Annotated in this window: 12 protein-coding genes and 1 tRNA gene; 8 read left to right on the forward strand and 5 right to left on the reverse strand. The window is 61.7% G+C overall.

Annotation, left to right across the window (positions count from 1 at the left end; translation table 11 throughout):
* Nucleotides 1-182: 182 nt before the first annotated feature.
* The 4 genes from J7U39_RS12755 to J7U39_RS12770 all read right to left on the reverse strand — a co-directional run bounded on the left by J7U39_RS12755 (nt 183) and on the right by J7U39_RS12770 (nt 4,475).
* The gene (locus J7U39_RS12755) at nt 183-1,205 is read right to left on the reverse strand and encodes a porin (RefSeq protein ID WP_210628518.1); all 1,023 of its coding nucleotides are present in this window, start codon (nt 1,203-1,205) and stop codon (nt 183-185) included.
* A gap of 567 nt (nt 1,206-1,772) precedes the next feature.
* A tRNA-Ser gene (locus J7U39_RS12760) sits at nt 1,773-1,863 on the reverse strand.
* A gap of 191 nt (nt 1,864-2,054) precedes the next feature.
* Nucleotides 2,055-3,272: an FAD-dependent oxidoreductase gene (locus J7U39_RS12765; protein WP_210628519.1), complete on the reverse strand. Its 1,218-nt coding sequence runs from the start codon at nt 3,270-3,272 to the stop codon at nt 2,055-2,057.
* A gap of 87 nt (nt 3,273-3,359) precedes the next feature.
* Entirely contained in the window at nt 3,360-4,475 is a 1,116-nt protein-coding gene (locus tag J7U39_RS12770) for a Gfo/Idh/MocA family oxidoreductase (RefSeq protein WP_210628520.1), read from the reverse strand.
* Nucleotides 4,476-4,684: 209 nt separating this feature from the next.
* Here J7U39_RS12770 and J7U39_RS12775 point away from each other — a divergent pair, with 209 nt between their 5' ends.
* From J7U39_RS12775 to J7U39_RS12810, 8 genes are all read left to right on the forward strand, one after another.
* Nucleotides 4,685-5,560: a MurR/RpiR family transcriptional regulator gene (locus J7U39_RS12775; RefSeq protein ID WP_210628521.1), complete on the forward strand. Its 876-nt coding sequence runs from the start codon at nt 4,685-4,687 to the stop codon at nt 5,558-5,560.
* Between the two features lie 92 nt (nt 5,561-5,652).
* Nucleotides 5,653-7,587 (forward strand): 5-dehydro-2-deoxygluconokinase, encoded by a 1,935-nt coding sequence (gene iolC, locus J7U39_RS12780; protein ID WP_210628522.1) that lies wholly within the window; start codon nt 5,653-5,655, stop codon nt 7,585-7,587.
* A 198-nt stretch (nt 7,588-7,785) separates the two neighbouring features.
* Complete coding sequence (iolD, locus tag J7U39_RS12785; protein ID WP_210628523.1) at nt 7,786-9,636, forward strand: 3D-(3,5/4)-trihydroxycyclohexane-1,2-dione acylhydrolase (decyclizing); 1,851 nt, start codon at nt 7,786-7,788, stop codon at nt 9,634-9,636.
* Between the two features lie 68 nt (nt 9,637-9,704).
* The gene (iolE, locus tag J7U39_RS12790; RefSeq protein ID WP_210628524.1) at nt 9,705-10,622 is read left to right on the forward strand and encodes a myo-inosose-2 dehydratase; all 918 of its coding nucleotides are present in this window, start codon (nt 9,705-9,707) and stop codon (nt 10,620-10,622) included.
* A gap of 238 nt (nt 10,623-10,860) precedes the next feature.
* Nucleotides 10,861-11,658, forward strand: a complete 798-nt coding sequence (gene iolB, locus J7U39_RS12795) for a 5-deoxy-glucuronate isomerase (protein ID WP_210628525.1) — start codon at nt 10,861-10,863, stop codon at nt 11,656-11,658.
* 88 nt (nt 11,659-11,746) lie between these two features.
* The gene (locus J7U39_RS12800; protein WP_210628526.1) at nt 11,747-11,974 is read left to right on the forward strand and encodes a DUF1127 domain-containing protein; all 228 of its coding nucleotides are present in this window, start codon (nt 11,747-11,749) and stop codon (nt 11,972-11,974) included.
* Between the two features lie 72 nt (nt 11,975-12,046).
* A complete protein-coding gene (locus tag J7U39_RS12805) occupies nt 12,047-12,886 on the forward strand; it encodes a helix-turn-helix domain-containing protein (RefSeq protein ID WP_210628527.1) in 840 nt (279 codons plus the stop codon).
* 107 nt (nt 12,887-12,993) lie between these two features.
* Nucleotides 12,994-13,155 (forward strand): hypothetical protein, encoded by a 162-nt coding sequence (locus tag J7U39_RS12810; RefSeq protein WP_210628528.1) that lies wholly within the window; start codon nt 12,994-12,996, stop codon nt 13,153-13,155.
* Between the two features lie 45 nt (nt 13,156-13,200).
* Here J7U39_RS12810 and J7U39_RS12815 read toward each other — a convergent pair whose 3' ends face one another.
* Nucleotides 13,201-14,568, reverse strand: a complete 1,368-nt coding sequence (locus J7U39_RS12815; protein WP_210628529.1) for an MATE family efflux transporter — start codon at nt 14,566-14,568, stop codon at nt 13,201-13,203.
* Nucleotides 14,569-14,611: the final 43 nt, after the last annotated feature.

Consider the following 14,611-nt stretch of genomic DNA (forward strand, 5'->3'; position numbering starts at 1 on the left):
CCCGTCGCCCCTGATGAATACAGCACGCTCCTGTTTTCCATTTGATGCACTCCGTTATCGCGCAACGACTGCTGACGTCTGCGCGGCAGCTTTGAGCCCCTCGGCACCGGAGCCCCTTTGCGCAAACGCAAAAAGCCCGGCTCGAGAGCCGGGCTTTCCTGATCGACCAAAGTCAGACCAGATTAGAACGAACGCTGCAGGCGGAAGTAGCCCGAGGTAGAGTCGTCAGCGTCTTCCGGATCGAGGTACTGAACCGAAGCCTTGGCGTAGAAGTTGTCGACGATCTGGTAATCAACCGTCAGACCAACCTTCCAGGCATCACCACCGCTGAAGTCGTCGCCGGAGACATAGTAGTCGCCGTAGTACTGGACGCCGGGGGTGATCTTGAGCTTGTCGGTTGCCTTGATAGCGTATTCGGCAGCGACAGCCCATTCAGCTGCGGAGTAGTAGGAGTTCGGGCCGGAAGAATATACGGCAGCGAGGCCGAGCGTGCCGGGGCCGATGTCAACCGTACCCATTGCGCGGATAGCGCCGTCTTGGTTGTCGAAGTCCCAACCGCCGGTGAGCTGGTAGCTGAAGGCACCTGCCTTGCCGCCGAGACCGAAGGCAACGCCGACGTTGTTCGGGCCTTCGCCAGACTTGTAGAAGCCATCTTCCAGTTCGTCGACGCTGAGACCAGCGTAGAAGTCGCCGCTTTCGTACTGATAGCGGATGGAGTTGTGCAGCGTTACGATCGAGCCGATGTCGTCGGTTTCACCCGAAAGACCATCGTCCCACCAGCTGTAGAAGAGACCGGCGCGGAAGCCCGCGACGTCGAGGTAAGCGGAGTCGAGAATAGCTTCCTGGTCGGAGGCATTGTCAGCATTGAACTGCATGACGATGACGCCGGTCAGCGGACCATACTCGGTGTCGCTCTTGGCCGTGAACTGAACCTGACCGCGGGTCTTGGCATCCCAATCCGAATCGTTGCTGGCCGAGCCATTGAGCGGCTGATCACCAACGTCGACCTGGAAACGGATGTAGCCTTCGATCTTGAGGCAAGTTTCGGTGCCGGGGATGTAGAAGTAGCCGGTGCCGTAAGCGTCGCAGACGCGAACATATTCAACCGGTTCCGGCTCGGCAGCAACAATAGCGTCAGCAGCCTGAGCACCGGAAACTACTGCGAGAGCAGCAGCGGAGCCGAGAAGAAGGCTCTTGATGTTCATAAATGACCTCCAATTCAAAGTTTCGATCGGGTTTGGGATCTTTCGCTGAGCAGCGTTCCCTGCCCCATCCCCGTGTTTCAAGAAGTGGACGATCCGTCGCCCTTGCTTCCGAGGGTGAAAATACAAGACGGCGACCGTCACGCAATCACCAACTTACTCGAATGGGTGGTTTGCGGGAGCCTTCCCGACATTCTGTTGCCGAAAGGACACAAGTCGGGCAACCGGCCCCGATTTCCTTTATGCTTTGTTAAGAAAAGCCTGGTTTTGCGGCTGCTTAGCGGAAATCGACAAAGAACTGGACAAGCGCCTTCCGACGCATTCGCGACACCTTTTTGACAAGATCCGGCAGTTGCGGGAGAGATGGCAGCTCCCGAAAGCGTAACCGCACGTTCACGGATCCGCTATCGGCGCTGCCTGAGGCAGAAGAGCAAAACGTGATTCCCGCCGACGATTCTCTCTCGTCGAGACGAAACGATTCTCCCTCGCGCGACTTGGGGGCGATAGCCGACTAAGCGGCCGCGATTCGCCAACAGAAGATAAGACTTGGATGCGCTGCGGAAATCGAAATGGCGGAGAAGATGGGATTCGAACCCACGATACGCTTTTGACGTATACTCCCTTAGCAGGGGAGCGCCTTCGACCACTCGGCCACCTCTCCGGTGCCGCCTAACTAGGGTGAGCGGTCTGTGAATGCAAGGGTTTTTTGAGTTTTCACCAGAAGAAATGCAGCGGCGGCCTTTCGGCTTTTTACGGCCAGACGAGAACAATCGCTCGTCTGCGCCCGCCTCCAAAAGCTCGGCCGATCGATTCTTCAGGCGCGCACGCCTTGCGGCGCGCGCGCTCGCGGACTCAGCTCAATAGGCTCTTCAGATCGGCTGAGGGGTCGGCGAGGATCGCTCGATTGGGGTTAGTGCCAGATTCCAGCAGTTTTTTGCCGGTCACATAGGCCTTCGCGTCATTGATCGCGTCGACAGCGATCAGCCGGCCTTCCCTGAAGTACCAGATCGAGTGAGCCCCTTCGCGGGCGCCCGGACGCAAAAGCGTGTCGTCATAGCCGAGATTGAAGCCGGCGATCTGCAGCTTGACGTCGTACTGGTCGGACCAGAACCACGGTTTCGGCTCATAGGGCTCGTCGCCACCAGCGATGACGGCTGCCGCAGCTTCAGCCTGGTCGACAGCGTTCTGCACCGATTCGAGCCTGATGCGCCCACCCTGCCATGGAAGTGCGGCGCAATCGCCGGCCGCAAAAATCGCCGGATCGGAGGTGCGGGCGAATTCATCGACAAGGATGCCATTGGCGACTTCGAGACCGGCTTCCTTGGCAAGCTGATCGTTCGGCACGACGCCGATGCCAACGACGACGAAATCGACATCGATGACCGAGTCGTCGGAAAGGGCGGCGCCGGAGACGCGGCCATTCTTGCCGATCAAATGCTTCAGGCCGGTCTTCTCGCGGATCACCACGTCGTGGCTCTCGTGAATGGCGCGCATGAGGTCGGCCGTTTCCTTCGCCGCGACACGCTGCAGGATTCGATCGGCCATTTCGATGACCGTGACCTCGAGGCCACGATGGCGCGCGACGGCCGCAGCCTCGAGGCCGATGTAACCGCCGCCGATGATGAGGACGCGACGACCGGGGCGCATTTCATCGGCCAGCAGATCGGCGTCGCGCTTGTCGCGGGCGACATAGACGCCTTCGAGATCACCGCCGATTGCTGCCGGCAGCCGGCGCGGCGTCGAGCCGGTGGCGAGCACCAGCGTACCATAGTCGAGAACGGAGCCGTCCTGCAGCAGAACTTGCTTGCTGTCCCGCTCGATCTGTTCGGCCCAGGTCGAAAGGCGAAGATCGACGTCGTTGTCGGCATACCAGTGTTCCGGGCGGAACAGCAGGCGATCGAAGCTCATTTCGCCGAGCAGATATTTCTTCGAAAGCGGCGGGCGCTGATAGGGGGCTACATCTTCGGCGCCGATGAGCGTGATCGGGCGCGTATCCTTCAAAGCACGCAGTTTGGCCGCCAAGGCGAAACCCGCCTGTCCCGCGCCGATGATCACCACTCTATCCGTCACGATCTCACTCCTGAAACTAGGCTCGACACTTACGCCAAGGCCTATCCCCTGCCCTATGCGCCGTCAACGGAAAGCGGCTTCTTACATTCAGCCGATTTCGATCCAGCGACGCTCGTGGAAGGACTGTGCCATGGCATGCACCGACTTTTCTATCCTGAGACCGTCTTTAAATGTCACGATCGACGACGGCTCGCCTGATATTGCCCGGATCAGCTCGCGGCACTCGATGATCTTCAGATCGTTGAAGCCGAGGCCATGGCCAGGAGCCGGGATGAAGCGATCATAGGGCCGATGGGCAGGCGCCGCCAGTATCTTGCGAAAGCCCTGCTCCGAACCCGGCCCTTCTGCCTGATAGAGTTCGAACTCGTTCATGCGCTCCTGGTCGTAGAGGATCGAGCCTTTCGAGCCGTAAATCTGCAGGGCGATGCGCCCCTTGCGACCCCAGGCGGCGCGATTCGCCATCAACACAGCGGAGATGCCGCCGCCGAAGCGCATCAGCACGTTGGCGGCATCGTGATTTTCGACGGCGCGGCGGCCACCCTCGCTGAGCGGACGGTCGGCATAGGGCTTCACCATATCCGTTATGACGGCCTCGACATGGCCGAAAAGATACCAGAGCAACGACAGCGGGTGCACGGCGAAATCGTCAAGTGCACCATAGCCGGCGGAAAGCTCGCTTTTCCAATAGAAGAAGACGTCGGGATCAGCCATGAAATCCTCGTCCATTTCGACGCGGACATGGTTGACCGTACCGATGGCGCCGTCGCCGACAAGCTTCCTGATGTGCCGCATGACGGGATTCTGAATGTAATTATAGCCGAGAGCGGCAATCTTGCCGGACCGCTCCGCCGTCGCCAGCATGCGCTCGGCATCGGCATAGGCGGGCGCCATCGGCTTCTCACACCAGACATGTTTGCCGGCTTCCAGGGCAGCGACCGCCATTTGGGCATGGAACTGATTGGGCGTGGTGACGGAAACGACGTCGACCTCGGGATCGGCGATCAGCGCCCGCCAGTCTGCCGTTGCCTTTTCGAAGCCGAACTCACCGGCACGGGCCTCGGCAAGCCCGGCATTGGCTTCAGCCAGGTGCACGAGCCGCGGACGCTCGACATCGCCGAACACGGTCTTCACCGCATTCCAGGCCAGTGCATGGCACTTGCCCATATAACCGGTGCCGATCAAACCGATGCCAAGTGGCTTCATTTTCCATCTCCTCCAGAAGTGTGCGCGGATTTTTGGAATATCTGGATCATTTTGGCAAGAGACCGTTGGCAGGCATATGGCCTTCATTCTATCGGTGCGATTGTACAAAACCCTTCAATTACAGGCGATTAAAAACAATTAGGCGCGCCGTTCGAAATCGTCTATGCTCGGCAATATGGAATATTTGTTTCATCCGGTGAGCCGCAAGCATGGATAATGATCCCCAAAGGCACGCGCGCGTGCCGCGCGATTTCGAAAGCCTGCGCAGCACCATCATCGAGCGCAAGGCGAACATGCCGAAGCGGCTGGCGCAGGTCGCCGCCTTCGCGCTCGGCAATCCCGATGAAATCGCCTTTGGCACGACGGCGAGCATCGCGGCCGCCTCCGACGTCCAGCCCTCGACGCTGGTACGCCTCGCGCATCATCTCGGTTATGGAGGCTTTTCCGATCTGCAGAGCATCTTCCGCGAACGGCTGCGCGACCGGACGCTGAGCTATGAAGAGCGGCTCGTCACGCTGGAGCAAACGAGCGGCGACGACGAAGACGCCAATCTGCTCTCCGGCTTCATTGCGGCGGCCAGCCAATCGGTCAACCGGCTGGCGGCGACGGTGCAGAGCGATACGTTCACGAAGGCAGTCAATCTCCTTGCCGGCGCCGACACGATCTATCTGATCGCCAAACGGCGCTCCTACCCGCTGACGGCGCACATGACCTACGCTTTTTCCAAGCTCAATATCCGCCATCAGATCGTCGCCTCGCCGAACGGAGTCGACCCTGAGATGGTGCAGTTCGCAACACCCAGGGATGCGGCGATCGCGGCGAGCTTTTCGCCTTACGCGGCCGACAGCCTCAGCCAGAGCCAGGAACTTGCCGACCGTGGCGTCCCCGTCATCGCCATTACCGATTCGGCCTTCTCGCCCCTCGCTGCCTGCGCCACGCACTGGTTCGAAGTGGCGGAGGCCGATTTTGCCGGCTTCCGCTCGCTGTCGGCCTCGATGGCGCTGACCATGGCGCTGCCGGTCGCCATCGCCGAACGGCGTCGAAAACGTCAGCATTCAAAAGCTGTAAAAGCCAAAATGGAATAAACATTCCGAATTGACAAAATATCGGAACCGATGTTTCATTATTAAAAATTCGCAGGCACTGGAAGCCGCGCAAAATCTAGCGGGAGGACATCATGATACAATCGAATCCGGGATTACAGCCGGAGCCGGCGCTTGATGTAATCACCATCGGCCGCTCCTCGGTCGATCTTTACGGCCAGCAGATCGGTTCGCGACTGGAGGATATCGCCTCTTTCGCCAAATCCGTCGGGGGCTGCCCGTCCAATATCGCCATCGGCACGGCGCGGCTCGGCCTCAAGTCCGGGCTCATCACCCGCGTCGGCGACGAGCAGATGGGACGCTTCATCCGTGAGCAGGCGGCGCGGGAAGGTGTGGCGACGGACGGCATCGTCACCGACAAGGAACGGCTGACAGCGCTGGTGCTGCTTGCGGTCGAGGCCGAAGGCGTGTCGCCGATGATCTTCTATCGCTCCGACTGCGCCGACATGGCGCTCGAGGAAGGCGATATCGACGAGAACTTCATCAAGTCGTCGCGCGCCGTTCTCGTTTCCGGCACGCATTTTTCGCGGCCCAACACCGAGGCCGCGCAGCGCAAGGCGATCCGCATCGCCAAGGAGAACGGCCGCAAGGTGATCTTCGACATCGACTACCGGCCGAATCTCTGGGGCCTTGCCGGCCATGCGGAAGGCTTCGAGCGCTACGTGAAGTCCGACCGCGTCTCTTCGAAGATGAAGGAGACGCTGCCGGATTGCGATCTCATCGTCGGCACCGAAGAAGAAATCCTCATCGCGTCGGGCGCGGACGACGTACTCGGCGCGCTGAAGGAGATCCGACGGCTGACGCCGGCGACCATCGTGCTCAAGCGCGGCGCGATGGGCTGCATCGTTTATGACGGGCCGATCGCCGACGACCTCGAAGCCGGCATCGTCGGCCAGGGCTTCCCGATCGAGGTGTACAACGTGCTCGGCGCCGGCGACGCCTTCATGTCCGGCTTCCTGCGCGGCTTCCTGCGCGATGAGCCGCTGAAGACCTGCGCCACCTGGGCCAATGCCTGCGGCGCCTTCGCCGTCTCCCGACTGCTCTGCTCGCCCGAATATCCGACCTGGGCGGAACTCGACTTCTTCCTGAAGACCGGCAGCAAACATCGGGCGCTGCGCAAGGACGAGGCGATCAACCATATCCATTGGGCATCGACCCGGCGCGGCGAAATCCCGCTTCTGATGGCGCTGGCGATCGACCACCGCTCGCAGCTTGTCAGCGTCGCCGATGAACTCGGCGTCGGCCATGACAAGATCGTCGCCTTCAAGCGGCTCGCCGTCGAAGCCGCCGCTCGCGTTTCGAACGGCCGCGAGGGCTACGGCATGCTGATCGATGAACGTTTCGGCCGCGACGCATTCTTCGATGCGGCGACGAAGAATTTCTCCTGGATCGGCCGGCCTGTCGAACTGCCGGGCTCGAAGCCGCTGCGCTTCGAATTCAGCCAGGATATCGGCTCGCAGCTTGTCGAATGGCCGCTCGACCATTGCATCAAGTGCCTGTGCTTCTACCACCCCGACGATCCGGCCGAATTGAAGACGGAGCAGCAGGAGAAGCTGCGCACGCTTTTCGAGGCCGCGCGCAAAGTCGGTCGCGAGCTGCTGGTGGAAATCATCGCCGGCAAGAACGGCCCGCTCACGGACGATACGATCGCCACCGCGCTGGAGGAACTCTACGCGCTCGGCATCAAGCCGGACTGGTGGAAGCTGGAGCCGCAGGCTTCCGGCGAAGCCTGGAAGAAGATCGATGCGGTGATCGCCAAAAATGATCCATGGTGCCGTGGTATCGTGCTTCTCGGGCTCGAAGCGCCCGCAGAGGAACTGATCTCCTGTTTCGAGGCGACGCTGGCGGCTCCCTCGGTGAAGGGCTTCGCCGTCGGCCGGACGATCTTTGCCGATCCGGCGCGCGCCTGGCTCTCCGGCGAAATAAACGACGAGGCGGCAATCGCCGACATGGCCGGCCGTTTCCGGCAATTGACAGAGGCCTGGCTTCAGACGCGCGGGCTTCACTGAGAATTAGACCCCTCCCCAACCCCTCCCCACGAGGGGGAGGGACTTAACTTGAGGAAACGCTTCACGCCACAAACGAGCTCTCTTGCGGACGCAACGTTGAGGTGAAATGCGGCGAGCCCCCACGAGTTAGCCCCTCCCTTGTGGGAAGGGGTTGGGGAGGGGAAACCAGACAAAAAGTTAAAAGTTCGGGAGGCCCCGATGGGCAAGACGATACGGTTGACGATGGCGCAGGCCATCGCGCATTTCCTGAAAGTACAGATGACTGTTGTCGACGGCAAAAAGGTGCCGATCTTCGGCGGCGTCTGGGCGATCTTCGGCCACGGCAACGTCGCCGGCATCGGCGAGGCTCTCTATCAGGTGCGCGGGGAATTGACGACCTACCGCGCTCATAACGAACAGGGCATGGCGCATGCCGCGATCGCCTATGCCAAGGCAAATTTCCGCACGCGCTTCATGGCCTGCACGACCTCGATCGGCCCCGGCGCGCTGAACATGGTGACGGCCGCGGGTGTCGCCCATGTCAACCGCATTCCCGTTCTCTTCCTGCCTGGCGACGTCTTCGCCAACCGCGCGCCGGATCCGGTGCTGCAGCAGATCGAGGATTTCGGCGACGGCACCGTGTCGGCCAATGATGCCTTCCGCCCGGTTTCGCGTTACTTCGACCGGATCACCCGGCCGGAGCAGATCATCACGGCGCTAAAGCGGGCCATGCAGGTGCTGACCGATCCGCTCGATTGCGGCCCGGTGACGCTGTCGCTCTGCCAGGACGTTCAGGCCGAGGCCTTCGATTATCCGGAAAGCCTGTTCGAAGAAAAAGTCTGGACGACCCGCCGGCCGCAGCCGGATGCCGACGAACTGGCAAATGCCATCGCCCTTATCAAGGCATCAGAGAAGCCGGTGATTGTTGCCGGCGGCGGCGTGCTCTATTCGCAGGCAACGAAGGAACTCGCGGCCTTTGCCGAAAGCCACGCCATTCCCGTCGTCGTCACTCAGGCCGGCAAGTCGTCGATCAACGAGACCCATCCGCTGGCGCTCGGCTCGGTCGGCGTCACCGGCACATCGGCGGCGAACGCGATCGCCGAAGAGACGGATCTCGTCATCGCCGTCGGCACGCGCTGCCAGGATTTCACGACCGGCTCCTGGGCGCTCTTCAAGAACGACAGCCTGAAGATGGTCGGCCTCAACGTCGCCGCCTATGACGCGGTGAAGCACGACAGCCACCCTGTGGTGGCCGATGCCCGCGAAGGGCTGAAGGCGCTTTCGGCAGGGCTTTCCGGCTGGAAGGCGCCGGCAGCGCTTAGCGAGAAGGCAGTTGCGGAAAAGAAACTCTGGATGGAGGCTGCCACCAAGGCGATGGCGGCGACCAACACCGCCCTGCCCTCCGATGCGCAGGTGATCGGCGCGGTGGCGCGCACTCTCGGCGGCGAGAACACGACAGTGCTTTGCGCCGCAGGCGGTCTGCCCGGCGAGTTGCACAAGCTCTGGCCGGCGACGGCGCCCGGCAGTTATCATATGGAATACGGCTTCTCCTGCATGGGCTACGAGATCGCCGGCGGGCTCGGCGCCAAGATGGCGCGCCCCGAACGGGATGTCGTCGTCATGGTCGGCGACGGTTCCTACATGATGATGAACTCCGAGATCGCGACCTCGGTCATGCTCGGCCTCAAGATCAATATCGTCATGCTCGACAATCGCGGTTATGGTTGCATCAACCGGTTGCAAATGGGGACCGGTGGCGCCAACTTCAACAATCTGCTGAAGGACTCCTATCACGAGGTGATGCCGGAGATCGATTTCCGCGCGCATGCCGAAAGCATGGGCGCCATCGCCGTCAAGGTCAGCTCCATCGCCGAACTCGAGCAGGCGATCGTCGATTCGAGGAAGAATGATCGTACGTCCGTCTTCGTCATCGACACTGATCCCTTGATCACCACTGAGGCCGGCGGCCATTGGTGGGATGTCGTGGTGCCGGAAGTCAGCCCGCGCGAAGAAGTCAACAAGGCGCGCAGGGGTTATGTCGAAGCCCGCGGCTCCCAGCGCATCGGCTGAACAGGTTTAGCCCCATTTTTCCGGAGGAGCGGACCCGCTCCTCCGCAATGTCTTCAAGGAGAATATTGATGAAGGCCAAACTCGGCATGTCGCCCATCGCATGGTGGAACGACGACCTTCCTGAGCTTAGCGACGATGTGTCGCTTGAAGAATGCCTGCGGCAATCGCGCAGTGCCGGTTTCACCGGCATGGAGCAAGGCCGCCGTTTCCCCAGCAACCCGGAGGAGATGCTGCCCATCCTGCGCGCCGCCGACGTGACGCTCTGCGGCGGCTGGTTCTCCGGCACGCTTGTCAATGAGGAGCTTGCCGCCAACAAGGACCGCATCGCGCCGATGATCGAGCTTTTCAAGGCGGTCAATGCGCCCTGCATCGTCTATGGCGAAGTCGGCCGCTCCATACAGGGCGACCGCTCCAAGCCGCTCGCCACCAAGCCGCGCCTCACCGACGACGAGATGAAGGCCTATGCGCGCCGCGTCACCGAATTCGGCGAATGGTGCGCCGAGCAAGGCATGCCGCTCTCTTATCACCACCACATGGCGGCCGTCGTCGAAACCGAGCCGGAGCTTGACGCCTTCATGCGCAATTCGGGCGAAGGTATTCCGCTGCTGCTCGACGCCGGGCATCTGGCCTTTGCCGGCGGCGATGTGCTGCGCGCCATCGACAATCACCACGCCCGCATCAACCACGTCCACGTCAAGGACATTCGCCAATCCGTAGTGGACGGACTCGATCGCAGCCGGCAATCCTTCCTCGACGCCGTAGCGCTCGGCGCCTTCACAGTGCCAGGCGATGGATCACTCGATTTCGGCGCCATCGTCCAGCGCTTCGCCGACCACGGCTATGAAGGCTGGTTCGTCGTCGAGGCCGAACAGGATCCGCGCAAGGCGCCGCCGCAGAAGATGGCCGAGATCGGCCATGCCGAACTAATGCGCGTGATGACGGCGGCTGGTTATACGGTGGAAACGGAAGGTTTCCCGAAGCGGTAACGGAAAGAAGGCCCCTCCCCACCGGTGATGGGTTGAACGAACTGCCGGAGCAAGGAGCCCCCTCATCCGCCCTTCGGGCACCTTTGCCGGGGTTGAGCCACGGGGCTCAACCCGTCCTTCGCCCCCCAGCGGAGAGGGGGAAACGAGGCAGCGCGGCATACACCTTCTCCCCTCGGGGAGAAGGTGCCGGGAGCCGGATGAGGGGGCTGCGCCTATCAACATACGAGGAGAAACACCAATGCCAAACCTCAAGGTGAAACCATCAGGCACGCATGGCTGCGTCACGCATGTCACCCCGGAAAGCGCCGGCTGGACCTATGTCGGGTTCGATCTGCACCGGATCAAACCGGGCGAGACTGTTTCGGGAGAGACCGGCGAGCGCGAGGTGTGCCTGGTCTGGGTCAGCGGCAAAGGCAAGGCTTCGGCCGGCGCGAAGGATTTCGGGACACTCGGCGATCGGATGAACCCCTTCGACGGGGCTCCGCACGCGCTTTATATCCCGATGGGTTCGAATTGGTCGGTCACGGCGGAAACTGATCTGGAACTCGCCGTCTGCTCGGCGCCCGGCGGCGGCGATTATCAGGCGAAGGCGATCCCGCCCGGTACGCATCCGCAGGTGACGCGCGGCAAGGGCACGAATGTGCGCTACGTCAACAACATCATGCCTGAGGACGATAATTCGGCGCATTCCCTGCTCGTCGTCGAGGTGATCACGCCAGGTGGCCACACCTCCTCCTATCCGCCGCACAAGCACGATCAGGACGACCTGCCGAACGAGAGCTTCCTGGAAGAGACTTACTACCATCGCCTCAATCCACCGCAGGGTTTCGGTTTCCAGCGCGTCTACACCGACGACCGCTCGCTCGACGAGGCCATGGCGATCGAGGACGGCGACGTGACACTGGTGCCGAAGGGTTATCACCCCTGCGCGGCAACGCATGGCTATGATCTCTATTATCTCAATGTCATGGCTGGGCCGAAGCGGATCTGGAAATTCCACAATGCCGCCGAGCACGAATGGCTGCTGAAGGTATAAAGGCCGCGTTCGATCGCTAAATAATCTGACAGCGCCAAACCGTCGATGATGGTTCACTGCCTCCATCCAATGAGGATGGAGGATCATCATGCATAGCTCGAATTTCACGATACCGGCCCGCAATATCCGCTCTTCGCGGCTCATCCGGCCCGGCCTTCTCTCTGCAGTCGGCACGGCGGTCCGCTGGCTGGGGCGCAAGATCGGCGAACGGCGCAACTACAATGCGCTGATGGAACTTTCCGACGCTCAGTTGAAGGATGTCGGCCTCTCCCGGGGGCAGACAGAAAGCGACGTGCACGTTTACAGCCGCTACTGAAACATCAAACTCACTGTGTTACTGTGCCCCTGTGCAGCCTTGTCGGGCTACCTGCCTGAACCGGATGATACGATGTTGCAGTTTTCAACAGCACTGCTCCTGAAAACGAAGACCGTCACCATTCGTGACGTCGTCTGCAATGGCGAGTGCCGCCACAAGAGCGACGAGGAATGTGCTCACAAGACAAGCCTCGTCTATCCCTATCGCGGCGTCTTCATGCGCCATGTCGGCCGCACGGATACGGTGGCTGAAGCCAATCAGGTGTTGTTCTTCAATGCCGCTCAGGGCTATCGGATCAGTCATCCGATCGCGGGCGGCGATGCCTGTATCGACCTGTCGATCGACGAATCCATGCTGGAAGAGTTGGCGCCGAAGGAGCAGGCGCAGCCCGGCCCGGCCTTTTCCTTCCGCCGCCAGCGCCGGCGGATCGACCCGCGCGCGCAGGCGCTGGTCGCCCTGCTGCGTCACGGTCTTAGGCGCAACGTCGCCGAAACACTCGAGGCGGAAACGCTGGCCCTGACGCTGGTTCGCCGCTCGCTCGGCGAGCGCACGTCGCACGCCGCCGGCGCCAGCCTCGGCCGGCAGAAACTCGTCGACCGGGCAAAGCTGGTGCTTTCCTCCGATCTCGCGCGACGCTGGACGCTTGCGGAAATCGCCTCGGAAGTCGGCGTTTCCCCTGTTTACCTCACCCAGGTCTTCCAGCAGGTCGAGGCCACGCCGCTCTATCGCTATCAGCTGAGGCTGCGGCTTGCCCGGGCGCTCGATCTGCTCGGCCAGTATGACGATCTGACCTCACTCGGCCTCGATCTCGGTTTTTCCAGCCACAGTCATTTCAGCGCCTCTTTCAAACAGGCCTTCGGTCAGACTCCGGCCGAATTTCAGCGCTCGGCGCAACTGCGGCGCCGACCGTAGAGCTTTTCCGAGTTGATCATCGCTAAAGTTTTCGACAGCGATGACGCGGTCTTCGATGCTCTTATGGCGCTGTCCCGATCCAGGGACGATCAATGGAGGATTACCCGATGAAGAAGACCACATGTGCTGCCTGCGACTGCGAACTCGGCGCCGAGATCATCACCGTCAAGCTCGGCGGCAGGACCGTCGAAGTCTGCTGCCAGGAATGCGCCGAGGCACTGAACGAGGCGGAAGCGTCGACGTCGGCCGCTCAGAGCGGCAACGAATAGGGGCAATCGCCGGAGGCCGCGCCGGGAAGGCGCGGCCTCCGCCTCTCAGGCGGGCAGAAGCCCGTATCGCCAGCCGCGGCGTCTGGCATTCTCAGACAGCACCAGCAAGGCAAGCACCACCATGCCTGCCTCGGCAAAGACAGGCACCATCCAGATTCCCTGCTCGCCGAAGACGAAGGGCAGCAGGAAGGTGAGAGGCAGGGTGAGAAGATAGGGTCGCGACAGACCGAAGATCGCCGCGCGCGGCGCATCCCCGATCGACTGAAAATAGGACGACAGGATCAGCATCTGCCCGAAGAGAAAATAGGCGCCGATCGTCCAGGGCAGAATTCGCCTGACCTCGGCGATAATGGCGGGATCGCCAACGAAAACGGCGCCGATGCGACCGGCCAGCAATTCCACCGTGATCTCCACCAGGCTGCAATAGACGAGTGCCGAGAGCATGGCGATCTGCAGGCTTCGGCCGACGCGCGACCCAAGGCCGGCGCCGTGATTGTTGCCGGCGATCGTCTGCAGTGTGATGCTGAGGCCAAGCAGCGGCAGATAGGTGAAGGTCAGGATGCGGGTGATAATGCCGTAGGCGGCAAGGGTGGCGGTATACTCACGCGTGCTCCAGAGCGAGACGTTGACCAGAATCGCGACCGAGGCAAGCGATATGCCGATGAAACCGAGGCTCATCGGCGCGCCCAAGGCGACGATGCCGCGCCACTCGACAAGGGCGAATGCGGGAGAAGGCCTGAGTGTCGCCGGCCGGCGCCAGCGATAGACGAGCACGGCCACGAGACAGATGAACTGCGAGGCGATGGAGCCTGCGGCCGAACCGACCACGCCCCAATGCATCACTGCCATGAACAGCCAGTTGGCGAGGATGTTAAGCAGTGAGGCCGAAAGTGTGACCACCGTCATGAACCCGATCCTGCCTTCACAGCGCAGCCCGTCGAGATGCAGCGACAGGAAGAAACTCACCGGCGTCGAGGCGATCATCGCGCCCATGAAGAGCATGGCGCCGTCGGCCACGGCGGTGTTGCCGGCGGCGCCGGCATCGATGATCCGCCCGCCGAGGGTCCAGTAGACCATGATGAGAATCACGATGACGGCGAGCGCCAGCGTATGGGCGCCGGAAAATACCCGACGCGCGCCCTGGCGATCGCCGGCACCGAGCCGACGGGCGAGGATGCTTCCCATGCCGTTCGAGACGAGCGATTGCAGGGCGACCAGCAGCATAAGCCCCGGGAAGATCAGGCTGACGGCTGAGAGGGCGTCGGGGCCGACATAGGCCCCCAGGAAATAGGCGTCGACGACAGCAAACAGGCCGTTGACAGTGGTGATCGCGACGATCGGCGCCGCAGTTCTGATGAATACGCCCGGCAGCCAGCCGGTGAGGAAGGCATTGTCATTGGAAGGATCGGCCATGGAGAAATCCCTGCGATATCGGGCGACATCCGCTGCGGCTTGA

It is taken from the genome of Rhizobium sp. NLR16a, assembly GCF_017948245.1.
Taxonomy (GTDB): Bacteria; Pseudomonadota; Alphaproteobacteria; order Rhizobiales; family Rhizobiaceae; genus Rhizobium.

Bases quoted from the DNA above. Each gene is read 5' to 3' on its own strand.
- J7U39_RS12755 (WP_210628518.1), bottom strand. From the start codon at position 1,205: ATGAACATCAAGAGCCTTCTTCTCGGCTCCGCTGCTGCTCTCGCAGTA.
- J7U39_RS12770 (WP_210628520.1), bottom strand. From the start codon at position 4,475: ATGAAGCCACTTGGCATCGGTTTGATCGGCACCGGTTATATGGGCAAG.
- J7U39_RS12775 (WP_210628521.1), top strand. From the start codon at position 4,685: ATGGATAATGATCCCCAAAGGCACGCGCGCGTGCCGCGCGATTTCGAA.
- iolC (WP_210628522.1), top strand. From the start codon at position 5,653: ATGATACAATCGAATCCGGGATTACAGCCGGAGCCGGCGCTTGATGTA.
- iolD (WP_210628523.1), top strand. From the start codon at position 7,786: ATGGGCAAGACGATACGGTTGACGATGGCGCAGGCCATCGCGCATTTC.
- iolE (WP_210628524.1), top strand. From the start codon at position 9,705: ATGAAGGCCAAACTCGGCATGTCGCCCATCGCATGGTGGAACGACGAC.
- iolB (WP_210628525.1), top strand. From the start codon at position 10,861: ATGCCAAACCTCAAGGTGAAACCATCAGGCACGCATGGCTGCGTCACG.
- J7U39_RS12800 (WP_210628526.1), top strand. From the start codon at position 11,747: ATGCATAGCTCGAATTTCACGATACCGGCCCGCAATATCCGCTCTTCG.
- J7U39_RS12805 (WP_210628527.1), top strand. From the start codon at position 12,047: ATGTTGCAGTTTTCAACAGCACTGCTCCTGAAAACGAAGACCGTCACC.
- J7U39_RS12810 (WP_210628528.1), top strand. From the start codon at position 12,994: ATGAAGAAGACCACATGTGCTGCCTGCGACTGCGAACTCGGCGCCGAG.
- J7U39_RS12815 (WP_210628529.1), bottom strand. From the start codon at position 14,568: ATGGCCGATCCTTCCAATGACAATGCCTTCCTCACCGGCTGGCTGCCG.